The sequence below is a fragment of the Paracoccus sphaerophysae genome, from assembly GCF_000763805.1.
Lineage (GTDB): Bacteria > Pseudomonadota > Alphaproteobacteria > Rhodobacterales > Rhodobacteraceae > Paracoccus > Paracoccus sphaerophysae.
Window position 1 is genome coordinate 1 of sequence record NZ_JRKS01000076.1, and the last position, 12,384, is coordinate 12,384.

Sequence of the window (12,384 nt, forward strand, 5' to 3'; positions counted from 1 at the left end):
AGCATCTGCCGCGTGCCCTCGGGCGGGTCGCGGCGGCCCGCAGGCGGTCGCGGACTGGCTGCGCGGGCAGCAGCGGCTGCTGCTGACCGACACCACCATGCGCGACGGGCACCAGTCGCTGCTGGCGACGCGGATGCGATCGATCGACATGATCCGGGTGGCGCCGGCCTATGCCGCGAACCTTCCCGGCCTGTTCTCGGTCGAGTGCTGGGGCGGGGCCACCTTCGACGTGGCCTATCGATTCCTGCAGGAATGCCCCTGGCAGCGGCTGCGCGACATCCGCGCGGCGATGCCGAACGTGATGACGCAGATGCTGCTCAGGGCCTCGAACGGGGTGGGGTACACCAACTATCCCGACAACGTGGTGCAAAGCTTCGTCGCGCAGGCGGCCCGGTCCGGGGTGGACGTGTTCCGGGTCTTCGACAGCCTCAACTGGGTCGAGAACATGCGCGTGGCGATGGACGCGGTGATCGAGGCCGGCAAGCTGTGCGAGGGGGCGGTCTGCTATACCGGCGACATCCTCGACCCCGACCGGGCCAAGTACGACCTGCGCTATTACGTCCGGACCGCCACCGCGCTGCGCGACGCGGGCGCCCATGTGCTGGGCGTCAAGGACATGGCCGGGCTGCTGAAGCCCGCCGCCGCCACCGCGCTGTTCGCCGCGCTGCGCGACGAGGTCGGGCTGCCGATCCATTTCCACACCCACGACACCTCGGGGATCGCCGGCGCGACCGTGCTGGCCGCCGCTGAGGCCGGGGTGGCGGTGGTCGATGCGGCGATGGATGCGTTTTCCGGCGGCACCTCGCAGCCCTGCCTCGGCTCGATCGTCGAGGCGCTGGCCAACACCCCGCGCGACACCGGGCTGGATATCGGCGCGGTGCGCGAGATCTCGAACTACTGGGAACGGGTGCGCGACCAGTATGCGGCCTTCGAGGCGGGGACGCGGGCGCCCGCGTCCGAGGTGTGGCTGCACGAGATGCCGGGGGGCCAGTTCACCAACCTCAAGGCGCAGGCGCGCTCGCTGGGGCTCGAGGATCGCTGGCACGAGGTGGCGCAGGCCTATGCCGATGCGAACGCGATGTTCGGCGACATCGTCAAGGTCACGCCCTCCAGCAAGGTCGTGGGCGACATGGCGCTGATGATGGTGGCCCAGGGGCTGACCCGTGCCCAGGTCGAGGATCCGGCCGTCGAGGTCGCGTTTCCCGATTCGGTCGTGGACATGATGCGCGGCAACCTGGGCCAGCCCCCCGGCGGCTGGCCGCCGGCGCTGCAGGCCAAGGTGCTGAAGGGCGAGGCCCCGATCACCGCCCGCCCCGGCGCACTGATGCCGCCGGTGGACCTGACCGCAGCGCGGGCCGAGCTGGAGCAGAAGCTCGACGGGCTCGACGTCGACGACGAGGACTTCAACGGCTGGCTGATGTATCCCAAGGTGTTTCTCGACTATGCCGAGCGGCACCGCGTCTATGGCCCGGTCCGCACCCTGCCGACGCCCGCCTTCTTCTACGGGATGGAACCCGGGGACGAGATCAGCGCCGAGATCGACCCCGGCAAGACGCTGGAAATCCGCATGCTGACGGTCAGCGAGACCGACGAGGCGGGGGACGCCAAGGTGTTCTTTGAACTCAACGGCCAGCCCCGCAGCGTCCGGGTTCCGAACCGCGCCGCCAAGGCGGTCAGCGCCGCGCGGGCCAAGGCCGATCCGCGCAACCCCGACCATGTCGGCGCGCCGATGCCGGGCGTGGTGGCGACGGTGGCCGTCACCGCGGGGGCGAAGGTCAACGCGGGCGACCTGATGCTGACCATCGAGGCGATGAAGATGGAAACCACCATCCACGCCGACCGTGCGGCGACCGTCAAGGCGGTCCATGTCGCGCCGGGGCAGCAGATCGACGCCAAGGACCTGCTCGTGGAACTGGAATGAGGGAACGGCCCTGCCGGGCCGTGCCTCCGGCGGGGATATTTGGGCAAAGAAGAAGCGCCGGGGAGCGCGCGGCCAAGGCGGTCAGCGCGCGGGCTGGACCTCGACCTGGTCCATCGGGCGGGCAGCGGTCGCAGGCGGGACTGGAAGCTCGCGCAGGATGCAGTCGCCGTCGCGTTTCTCGGCCCAACGGGCTTGGGCGGGATGAGGGGGCATCTCGAAATCGGCGCACAGACGGTAATGCAGCGCGTCGGTGGGCTGATAGCGATAGGGCGCGCCGTTGTCGTCGGCGAGCCGCTCGGGCGCGGGGCAGGACGTGGTCGCGGTCAGATCGGCGGGCAGTATGCTGCCCTGTTCGGTCTGGGAGAGGCATTCCACATGAGCGGCCAGCCGGGCGAGGTCGTCCGTCCGCGCCTGGTCGCGGCGTTCCTTGCGGGCCTGCATCGGGCCGCCTGCGACCGCGAGCCCGACGATCACCAGCACCGCCGCCAGCGCGGCGATGGCGAGGCTCGCCCAGCCCTGGCCCGAGCCTTGGGCGAAACGTCTAGCGGTCATCGAGTTCGGCCCGGTAATAGGCGAAGGCCAGCCCGCCGATCAGCCCGACCAGCGCCGCCTTGGCGAGGAAGCGGGCGGTCAGCTCTCCGTTCAGCAGGGCGTGGACGACGGCAACGAGATCGCCCAGCAGCGCCAGCGCCGCCAGCAGCATGGTGACGGCCGCGAACCACTTGCGCACCAAGGACCGCCGCCGGCCCGGATCGCCCGCCGTGGCCGCCGCCACTCGGCGGTTCAGCCACAGGAACAGCGGCACGGTCGGGATCAGCACCGCCATGTTCCAGCGCATCACGCTGGCCGGCATCGGATGACGCTCGGCCGGATCGGCTAGCAGCAGCTCGATCAGCCGGACCCCCAGCATGGTGAGGTGCCAGCAGATGCAGCCCAGCAGCAGGAACAGCAGCCCATAGATCAGCGCCTCGCGGGCCGAGACATAGGCGCGCGGCCGCGGCACCGGCGGCAGGCCGGGGGGTGCGGGCAGCCAGGTCGAGGTCGCCTCGTGGATTTCCACCGGGCTCCACCCCGCGGCGGCCAGCGCCGCCGACAGCTCGTCGGGGGCGTGGCCGGCGGCGAGGCCCGCGCGGACGAATTCCGCCATGTCATCGATGCGGGCCATGCCGGCTCCCGTCAGGATCGGCGCCATTGGGACCATCGGGGGCGGCCGCGTCAAGCCTGCGATCCTGACCCGCGGCCCCGGCCCGCAGAAAGGTGATTTTACCTCTTGCAGCCCCCGGCCGCCTTGTCTAAATCCCCTGCACCGGCGGCGGATGCCACCGGGACGGGGCGCGGGCGTAGCTCAGGGGTAGAGCATAACCTTGCCAAGGTTAGGGTCGTGAGTTCGAATCTCATCGCCCGCTCCAGATCGAAAAAGGCCGGTCCTGCGGGATCGGCCTTTTTCGTTGCTGCGGTTGCCCGAAGGGGACGAAGGGGATGCCTTACAGCATCCCCGGCAGTACCAGGTCCGGCGGGCGGTGGCCGTCGGCGAAGGTCTTGATGTTGATGATGACCTTTTCGCCCATCTCGGCCCGGCCCTCGACCGTGGCCGACCCCATGTGCGGCAGCATCACCACGTTCGGGCAGTCGCGCAGGCGCGGGTTGATCTCGTGGCCATGCTCGAACACGTCCAGCCCCGCCCCGGCCAGTTCGCCCGCGCGCAGCATCCGGGTCAGGGCGTTCTCGTCGATCACCTCGCCGCGCGAGGTGTTCACGATCACCGCGGACGGCTTCATCAACTTGAGCCGCCGCGCGTTCAGCAGGTGAAAGGTCGAGGGCGTGTGCGGCGCGTTGATCGACAGGATGTCCACCCGCGCCAGCATCTGGTCGAGGCTTTCCCACCAGGTCGCCTTCAGATCCTCCTCGATCTCGGGGCGCAGCCGGCGGCGGTTGTGATAATGGACCTGCATCCCGAAGACATTTGCCCGCCGCGCGATCGCCTGCCCGATCCGGCCCATCCCCAGGATGCCCAGCCGGCGCCCGCCGATCCGGCCGCCCAGATGCGCGGTCGGGGCCCAGCCTTCCCAGCGGCCGGCCTGCATCTCGGCCAGCCCCTCGGGGATGCGGCGGGTGACGGCCAGCATCAGTGCGATGGCCATGTCGGCGGTATCCTCGGTCGCGGCGCCGGGGGTGTTGGACACCAGCACCCCGCGGCGGCGCGCGGATTCGACATCGATATGGTCCACCCCGGCGCCATAGTTGGCGATCAGCCGCAGCCTGTCGCCGGCCTGCGCCAGCAGGTTCGCGTCGATCTGGTCGGTCACGGTCGGGACGAGCACGTCGGTGTCGCGCATCGCCGCGGCGAGTTCTTCGCGGGTCATCCGCACGTCCACATCCCGCAGGCTCACGTCGAACAGTTCAGCAATCCGGGATTCGACGGCCGGCGGCAGCCGGCGGGTCACCGTCACCTTCAGCCGATCACGAGGAGATGCGGTGCCAGCCATGCGACTTCTCTTCCAATGCGGGTTTCCGTTTGGCAAACTGCCCGCAAGGCGGGGCAGGCACAAGACCCCGATCGGGCGGTCCTCCGTCCGGGGGCAGGCATACCGCGCAAGCAGGCGCGGCCGGGCAAGGAAGACGACCAGATGAGCTTTTCACCACGCGCAAAGGCGGGCCCGGCGCGGGACCGGCAGGCCGGACATGGCATGACCCGGCTGCGGGACGGGCTGACGGTGACGATCCTGGCGCTGGGGCTGGCCTCCGGCGCGGCGCTGGCGCAGGAAAAGGCCGCCAAGACCGGCGCCGGCCAGCTGAGCGCCGGGTCCGTGGCGGGGACGACGACGGGGGGCGGGGATGGCCAGGCCGGCCGGGATGCGGCGGCGGGTGGCGCCACCATCGAGGTCGATCCGACCGACATCACCGCGGATTCGCTGATCTCGCGGCATCAGGCCGCACCCCGCGATCCGAACAAGGGGCCGGTGACCAACCTGCCGCTGCCGCGCTATGTCAGCCTCAAGGGCGGCGAGGGCAACGCGCGCCGCGGTCCGTCGCTGTCGCACCGCATCGACTGGGTGTTCCGCCATCCCGGCATGCCGCTTCGGGTGGTGGCCGAGTTCGGCCACTGGCGCCGGGTCGAGGATCAGGACGGCGCCGGCGGCTGGGTGCATTACTCGCTGCTGTCGGGCGTGCGCACGGCGATCGTGACCACCGACATGGCCGAGTTGCGCAGCCGCCCCGACCAGAACGGCGCGGTCATCGCCCGGGCCGAGGCCGGCGCCATCGTGCGGCTGCACGAATGCAGCAAGGACTGGTGCCGGGTGTCGGGCGGCGGCGAAAAGGGCTGGGTGCCCAAGACCTCGCTGTGGGGCGTGGACGCCGGCGAACTGCGCGACTGACCGGGTACCGCGCGAAACGCAAACGCCCCGGAGCATGTCCGGGGCGTTGCAAAGTCAGCTGACGGTCGCGGCTTACATGCAGCGGTAATAGGTCAGCGTGGTGGTGTCCTCGGTCAGGCGCATGATGCCCGGACGGATCGAGATGTTCAGTTCGCGGTTCGCAGCGCCCGAGCAGCCCAGCGAAACCTTGGTGAAGTTGGTCTCGACCGACGAGCTGGTCGCGGTGCAGTCCGCGGTCGGGAAGGTGAACTTGTTGCCCTGCACGACCAGGCGGCCTTTCGAGGCGGGATCGCCGCACTGCGAGGCGACCAGGTTCCAGGTGCCGTTCAGCGTATCCGCGCCGGGGGTGCCGCTGGTCGCGGTGGGCGCAGCCGGGGCAACGTCGGGGCCGTCCACGACGACGACCGGGTCGGCGCCCGGAGCGGTGACGGTGGTGGTGGTCTGGCCGGGCAGACAGGCCGACAGGGACATGGCGGCGGCCAGCGCCAGGGCGGGCTTCAGATAGGTCATTTTTCGGTTACTCCCTCTTGATGACGATCAGCGCGAGGCGCATCTGAATCAGAAAAGCGCGTCACTTACCATTCGTTCCCGAAAATTTGTCGCGGCGCGAAAAAAAACTTCGTCTTTCCGTGCTCTTCGCTCAGATGCCTGCGGCAAGGGCAGCCGCCAGGCTTGGCGGCGGAGGTCAGGCCCCGCAAACCGCGCAACCCGGCCGCGCGGCGATGCGCAGCCGTCGCGTGTCGCCCCACAGCCCGTCGATCAGCACCATCCGCTCGCGCAGCCCTTCGCCCGCGCCGCTGCCGGTCACGCCGGCCAGCAGCTTGATCGCCTCCAGCGCCATGCTGCTGCCGATGATGCCGGGCAAGGCGCCCACGACCCCGGCCTCGGCGCAGGACAGGGCCAGTCCCGGGGCCGGCGGCTCGGGGAACAGGCAGGCGAGGCAGGGGCCGCCGCGGGCTGGGTCGTACAGCGCGATCTGGCCTTCCCACTGCGCGATCGCCCCGGCCAGCAACGGCACGCGGGCCGCCACGCAGGCGGCGTTGACCGCCGCGCGGCTGGCAAAGCTGTCGGTGCCGTCCAGCACGAGGTCGTGGTCGGCGACCAGCGCGGTGTCGTCGGCCGTGATCCGGCGGACCAGGGGGCTGACCGTGACATGCGGGTTGAGCCGGCGCATCGCCTCGGCGGCGGCCTCGGCCTTGGGGCGGCCGATGTCGGCGGTGCCGAAGATCACCTGCCGCTGCAGGTTCGACAGGCTGACCGTGTCGTCGTCTGCGACCGTGATCCGGCCCACCCCGGCGGCGGCGAGATACAGCAGCACTGGCGCGCCCAGGCCTCCGGCGCCGACCACCAGCAGCCGGGCCGCGCGCAGCCGCCGCTGGCCCGCGCCGCCCAGCTCGCGCAGCACGATATGGCGGGCATAGCGGTCGAGTTCATCGTCGCTCAGCGGGCCGGAGAGATCGGCGGGCGGACCCGGCTCTGCAAGCGGCTCAGGGTTGGGCGGCAAGGGTGCGGCCGGTGCCTGCGCCAGCGCCGCCCGATACGGCAGTCCCGCCGTCGCGCCGGCGTCCCGCGTCCGCCGCCGCAGTTCCCCGATCAGCGCCGCATAGCCCAGCGCCAGCAGCAGCGCGCCGCCGGTCACCGTCCACCACGCGAAGCGCGCCAGATCGCCCGATGCGCCGCCGCGCGTGAACAGCCACGCGACGCCGCCCAGCCAGACCGCCGCCACGGCGACGGCCAGCCCGCGCAGGCCGAACCGCCACCCGGTCAGCACCGCGGCGACCGCGCCAAGCAACCCCCAGATCACGACAGCCCCGTCGAGCCGAACCCGCCGGCACGGTCCGACCCCTGCGAAAACGCCTCGACCACGGCAAACACCGGCCGCGCCACCGGCACGAACATCAGCTGCGCGATACGGTCGCCGGGGGTGATCCTGATCTCGGCCCCGCCCGGCGGATTGCGGTTCCAGACGCTCACCTGGATCTCGTCCACGTAATCAGCGTCGATCAACCCGACGCCGTTCCCCAGCACCAGCCCCGCGCGATGCCCCAGCCCGGATCGCGGCAGCACCAGCGCCGCGAGATGCGGATCGGCCATGTGCAGCGCCAGCCCCGACCCGATCAGCAAAGCCGGCGCCCCGGCCGCAATCGCCAGCGGCGCGTCCAGACAGGCGTGCAGATCCACCGCCGCCGCCCCCGCTGTCTGATAGGCCGGCCCGCCCCAGGCCTTCAGCCGGGGGTCCAGCAGCTTCAGCTCCACGCGGGGGGCAAGATCGGTCATCGAGCGGCTCCTTCGGGCGCCAGCCATAGGCCAGCCCGCCCGCCCCGTCACGGGTGGTTCTTCTTTGCTCAAGTATCCCGGGGGCTTCCGAGCGCCCGGAAAACGGTCCGGTGGACCGTTTTCAGCGAGGAAGGCCAGCGGCAGCTGGCGGGGGGCAGCGCCCCCCTGCGACGGTTCGCCCAGCCGCCTGCCTTGCCCCCTGCCCCACAGCGCCTTAGAACGCGGCCTTAACTGCAGGGAAACCGACATGACCCATCCGAAACCCGTCGTCCTGTGCATCCTCGATGGCTGGGGCATCTCGGACCGCCCCGACCAAAGCGCCCCGGACCAGGCCGAGACGCCGAATTATGACCGGCTGCGGGCCGAGTGTCCCAATGCGACGCTGACGACCTTCGGCCCCGATGTGGGGCTGCCGCGCGGGCAGATGGGCAACTCCGAGGTCGGGCACACCAATATCGGCGCCGGCCGGGTGGTGGCGATGGACCTGGGCCAGATCGACCTCGCCATCGAGGATGGCAGCTTCTTCCGGAACGCCGGCATCGGCGGCTTTGTCGCCCGCCTGCGCGAGACGAAGGGGACCGCGCATCTGATGGGGGTGGTGTCGAACGGTGGCGTGCACGGGCATCTCGGCCACATCGCCGCTGCCGCCCGCGCCATCGTCGATCACGGCGTCCCGGTGGTGATCCACGCGATCACCGACGGCCGCGACGTGCCGCCCGCGTCGGCGCAGGGATTCATCACCGAACTGTCCGGCGCGCTGCCCGAGGGCGCCCGCATCGGCACCGTCATCGGCCGCTATTACGCGATGGACCGCGACAACCGGTGGGAGCGGGTGGCGAAAGCCTATGCCGCCATCGCCCACGGCGAGGGGCTGCCGGCGCGGACCGCCGACGCCGCCGTCGTGGACAGCTATGCGCGCGGCGAGACTGACGAATTCATCCTGCCGCACGTGGTCGCGGGCTATGGCGGGGCGCGGGACGGGGACGGTTTCTTCTGCCTCAACTTCCGCGCCGACCGGGCGCGCGAGATCATGGCGGCGCTGGCCCAGCCAGGCTTCGACGCCTTTGACCCCGGCACCCGGCCGCACTGGGCGGCGGTGCTGGGGATGGTCGATTACTCGGCGCTGCATGACGAATACATGGGCGCGGCCTACCCCAAGCGGCAGGTGGTGAACACGCTGGGCGCGTGGGTGGCGGCGCAGGGGCTGCGGCAGTTCCGGCTGGCCGAGACGGAGAAATATCCGCACGTCACCTTCTTCCTGAATGGCGGGCGCGAGGTGCCCGAGCCGGGCGAGGACCGCTTCATGCCCGCCAGCCCCAAGGTGGCGACCTATGACCTCGCGCCCGAGATGGCCGCCGCCGAGGTGACCGCGAAGCTGGTCGAGGCGATCGACGCCGGCTACGACCTGATCGTGGTGAACTTCGCCAATCCCGACATGGTCGGCCATACCGGCAGCCTGCCCGCCGCGATGCGCGCCTGCGAGGCGGTGGATCGCGGCCTTGGCGCGATGCTGGCGGCGCTGGACGCGGCCGGGGGCGCGGCGGTCATCATAGCCGATCACGGCAATTGCGAGACGATGGTGGACCCGGTGACGGGCGGGCCGCACACCGCCCACACCACCAACCCGGTGCCGGTGATCGTCTATCGCGGTCCCCAAGGCGCGACGCTGCGCACCGGCGGGCGGCTGGCCGACGTGGCGCCGACGGTGCTGGACCTGATGGGCCTGCCGCTGCCGCCCGAGATGACCGGCCGCAGCCTGATCGAGCGGCCCGGCGCGTGACCCCTCGCGGCTCTCTCGCGCTGGCGGCGCTGCTGGCCGCCGCCGTGCCGGCGGTCGGCCAGGGCATCGTCACCGAGGGCGGGCGCAGCGCCGTCACCGCCGCGGCGGGCGCCGACCCCGCGCGCGAGGCGCAGACCCCGGCCGAGGCCGCCGCCGCGCAGGCCGCCGAGGCCGCGCAGGCGCTGCGCCAGGCGATGGAGAAACTGGACGGCGCCCTGTCAGCCGACGACCAGGTCATCGCGCTGGGGAAGGTGATCCGCGCCTATGAACAGGGCCAGGCCGCGCTGCGCGACAGCCTGCGCCGCGCCGCCCTGCGCGAGGCGCAGGTGCGCGGCGAATTCGAACAGCGCCGCGAACGGCTCGCCCGCGTCATCGGGGTGATGACCGCGATGCAGCAATCGCCGGAAACGCTGATGCTGCTGCATCCCGCGGGCGCCGCCAGCACGGCGCAGTCGGGGATGGTGCTGTCGGCGATCACCCCTGCCCTGCAGGCCGAGGCTGACCGCCTGAAATCCGGGCTGGACGAGATCGCCACTGTCCGCGCCATCGAACAATCCGCCGCCGACACGCTGGCCCAGGGGCTGGGCCAGGTGCAGGAGGCGCGGCGGCTGCTGGCCTCGGCGGTCACCGACCGCTCGCAGGTGCCGACCCGCTTCGGCGAGGACCCGGCCGAACTGACCAGCTTGCTGAAATCGGCCGAGACGCTGGACGCCTTTGCCCAGGGCATCGCCCAGATGGAACGGGATATCGGTGCCCCGATGGCCGATTTCGAGGCCGCGCAGGGCAGCCTGCCGCTGCCCGCGATGGGCACGGTGCTGCGCGAACCGGGGCAGCCCGACGCGCGCGGCGTCAAGCGCCCGGGCCTGACGCTCGGGACCGCCCCGGCGGCGCTGGTCACCGCACCGTGGCCGGCGACGATCCGCTATCGCGGGCCGCTGCTGGATTACGGCAATGTGATGATCGTCGAACCGGCGGGGGGCTATCTGCTGGTGCTGGCCGGGCTGGCGCAGGTCTTTGGCGAGACCGGCGACGTCGTCGCGGCGGGCGAACCCCTTGGCCTGATGGGCGGACAGGAAGGCGCGGCATCCGAATTCGGCGCCGCCTTCGTCGAGGCCGCGGCCGGCGGCAAGCTGCCCAATTCCTCGCAGCAGCTGTATGTCGAACTGCGCAGGGGCAAGGAAACACTGGACCCGGCCGAATGGTTCGTGATGAATCCCGTCATCACGCCCGCGACGGACTCGGGCACTTCCTTGGACGCGGACGCCTTGGCCGCGGGCCAGACAGACGAAAACGCCGGGACAGACGAACAGGTCAGGACGACGGAATGAAGAAACACCTCATGGCCGGCATCGGCGGAACGCTTGCCGGCATCCTTGTCACGACGCAGCTGGCCGGACCGCTGATCGCGCAGGAAAGCGAAAAGAACAGCTCGGTCTATGAACAGCTGGACCTGTTCGGCAACGTGTTCGAGCGCGTCCAGCAGGATTACGTCGAGGAGGTCGACGCCAAGGCGCTGATCGAGGCCGCGATCAACGGCATGCTGACCTCGCTGGACCCGCATTCCTCGTTCCTCGCCGCCAACGATTACCAGGACATGCAGGAACAGACCCGCGGCAGCTTCGGCGGGCTGGGGATCGAGGTCGGGCAGGAAGACGGGCTGGTCAAGGTGATCTCGCCGATGGACGGCACCCCCGCCGCCGAGGCCGGGATCAAGCCCGCCGACTTCATCACCCATGTGAACGGCGAATCGCTGATGGGTCTGTCGCTGGACGAGGCGGTGGAAAAGATGCGCGGCCCGATCGGATCCGAGGTCACCGTGACCATCCTGCGCGAGGGCGAGAAGGAACCCTTCGACGTGAAGATGACGCGCGAGACGATCAAGCTGACCGTCGTGCGCTCGCGCGTGGAAGGCCACGCCGTCGTCCTGCGCGTCGCCACCTTCAACGACGAGACCTACGACACGCTGAAGGCCGAGCTGGAAAAGTCGGTCAAGGAAGCCGGCGGCATCGACAAGGTGACCGGCTTCGTGCTGGACCTGCGCAACAACCCCGGCGGCCTACTGGACCAGGCGGTGCTGGTGTCGGACGCGTTCCTCGACAAGGGCGAGATCACCTCGACCCGCGGCCGCAACCCCGACGACAGCGAACGCTGGAATGCCGAACCGGGCGATCTCGCGCAGGGCAAGCCGATGGTGGCGCTGATCAACGGCGGCTCGGCCAGCGCGTCCGAGATCGTGACCGGGGCGCTGCAGGACCACCGGCGGGCGATCGTCGTCGGCACCAAGTCCTTCGGCAAGGGCTCGGTCCAGACGGTGATGCCGGTGACCGCCGATAGCGCCATCCGGCTGACCACGGCGCGCTATTACACGCCGTCTGGCCGGTCGATCCAGGCGCTGGGGATCAACCCCGACATCATCGTCGAACAGCCCCGCCCCAAGCCCGAGGACGAGGCCGAGGCGGACAAGCCGAAAAGCGCGTCGAACTTCTCGACCTCGGAAAGCGACCTGCGCGGGGCGCTGAACAACGATTCGATCAGCGACGAGGAAAAGCGCCAGATCGAGGAAGAGGCCAAGCAGGTCGAGGCGACCGCCAAGCTGCGCGAGGAGGATTACCAGCTGGCCTATGCGGTCGACATCCTCAAGGGCCTGGCGGCGGTCGATTTCTCGGCCCGCGACGTGGCCGATGCGGCCAAGCCCGCGGTGACCGGCGACGACGCGACCTCGAACGCCGCGAAAGAGGGTGCCGCGCCGACCGGCGAGGGTGATCCGGCGGATGGCGAGCCGGCTGGCAGCGACGCCTCGCAAGGGGGCGCAGCGCCTGCTGGCGCGACGGACGCGGCCCCGGCGGACGGGGAAGACGCGACCGCGACGCCCGAGACCGCGCCGGCGGATGCGCCCGCGGATACCCAGCCCGCCGATGCGGGCTCCGATGCCGCGATGCCCGACACCGACGCCACCGACCCGGAAAGCGACGCCCCCGGCACCGACGGCCCCGCAACCGACGCGGTCGAGCTGCCCGCCGACGCCACCC

The 12,384-nt window shown here is 70.9% G+C and carries 10 protein-coding genes, 1 tRNA gene and 1 pseudogene; 6 read left to right on the forward strand and 6 right to left on the reverse strand.

Annotated elements, in window-relative coordinates; all coding sequences use genetic code 11:
• A partial coding sequence (locus tag IC63_RS14830) for a pyruvate carboxylase subunit B (RefSeq protein WP_156965514.1) occupies positions 1–1,921 on the forward strand: 1,921 nt, incomplete at its 5' end.
• A gap of 81 nt (positions 1,922–2,002) precedes the next feature.
• On the opposite strand, the gene IC63_RS14835 is transcribed toward IC63_RS14830, so the two are convergent.
• Together IC63_RS14835 and IC63_RS14840 are read right to left on the reverse strand one after the other, a co-directional pair.
• The gene (locus IC63_RS14835; protein WP_052042288.1) at positions 2,003–2,473 is read right to left on the reverse strand and encodes a hypothetical protein; all 471 of its coding nucleotides are present in this window, start codon (positions 2,471–2,473) and stop codon (positions 2,003–2,005) included.
• Positions 2,463–3,086, reverse strand: a complete 624-nt coding sequence (locus IC63_RS14840) for a DUF5671 domain-containing protein (RefSeq protein WP_036721780.1) — start codon at positions 3,084–3,086, stop codon at positions 2,463–2,465. The genes IC63_RS14835 and IC63_RS14840 overlap by 11 nt, the downstream gene beginning before the upstream one ends.
• A gap of 169 nt (positions 3,087–3,255) precedes the next feature.
• Here IC63_RS14840 and IC63_RS14845 point away from each other — a divergent pair.
• Positions 3,256–3,330: transfer RNA gene (locus IC63_RS14845), tRNA-Gly, on the forward strand.
• A gap of 75 nt (positions 3,331–3,405) precedes the next feature.
• Here IC63_RS14845 and IC63_RS14850 read toward each other — a convergent pair.
• Positions 3,406–4,407 (reverse strand): 2-hydroxyacid dehydrogenase, encoded by a 1,002-nt coding sequence (locus tag IC63_RS14850; RefSeq protein ID WP_036721765.1) that lies wholly within the window; start codon positions 4,405–4,407, stop codon positions 3,406–3,408.
• A 201-nt stretch (positions 4,408–4,608) separates the two neighbouring features.
• Between IC63_RS14850 and IC63_RS14855 the strand changes: the two genes are divergently transcribed.
• Positions 4,609–5,298, forward strand: a complete 690-nt coding sequence (locus IC63_RS14855) for an SH3 domain-containing protein (RefSeq protein WP_036721767.1) — start codon at positions 4,609–4,611, stop codon at positions 5,296–5,298.
• A 72-nt stretch (positions 5,299–5,370) separates the two neighbouring features.
• Here IC63_RS14855 and IC63_RS14860 read toward each other — a convergent pair whose 3' ends face one another.
• The 3 genes from IC63_RS14860 to dut all read right to left on the reverse strand — a co-directional run bounded on the left by IC63_RS14860 (position 5,371) and on the right by dut (position 7,575).
• On the reverse strand, positions 5,371–5,808 hold the full coding sequence (locus tag IC63_RS14860) for a hypothetical protein (RefSeq protein ID WP_232222633.1): 438 nt from the start codon (positions 5,806–5,808) through the stop codon (positions 5,371–5,373).
• Between the two features lie 175 nt (positions 5,809–5,983).
• Positions 5,984–7,102, reverse strand: a complete 1,119-nt coding sequence (locus tag IC63_RS14865) for a HesA/MoeB/ThiF family protein (RefSeq protein WP_052042289.1) — start codon at positions 7,100–7,102, stop codon at positions 5,984–5,986.
• Positions 7,099–7,575, reverse strand: coding sequence for a dUTP diphosphatase (dut, locus tag IC63_RS14870; RefSeq protein ID WP_036721769.1), 477 nt, complete (start codon positions 7,573–7,575; stop codon positions 7,099–7,101). The genes IC63_RS14865 and dut overlap by 4 nt, the downstream gene beginning before the upstream one ends.
• Before the next feature lie 247 nt (positions 7,576–7,822).
• On the opposite strand from dut, the gene gpmI reads away from it, so the two are divergent.
• The 3 genes and pseudogenes from gpmI to IC63_RS14885 all read left to right on the forward strand — a co-directional run.
• On the forward strand, positions 7,823–9,355 hold the full coding sequence (gene gpmI, locus IC63_RS14875; RefSeq protein ID WP_036721772.1) for a 2,3-bisphosphoglycerate-independent phosphoglycerate mutase: 1,533 nt from the start codon (positions 7,823–7,825) through the stop codon (positions 9,353–9,355).
• A complete protein-coding gene (locus IC63_RS14880) occupies positions 9,352–10,683 on the forward strand; it encodes a murein hydrolase activator EnvC family protein (RefSeq protein ID WP_232222634.1) in 1,332 nt (443 codons plus the stop codon). Before gpmI ends, IC63_RS14880 begins: the two co-directional genes overlap by 4 nt.
• A pseudogene (locus IC63_RS14885) lies at positions 10,680–12,011 on the forward strand (S41 family peptidase); the annotation flags it as partial. The gene IC63_RS14880 and the pseudogene IC63_RS14885, both read left to right, overlap by 4 nt.
• Positions 12,012–12,384 lie beyond the last annotated feature (373 nt).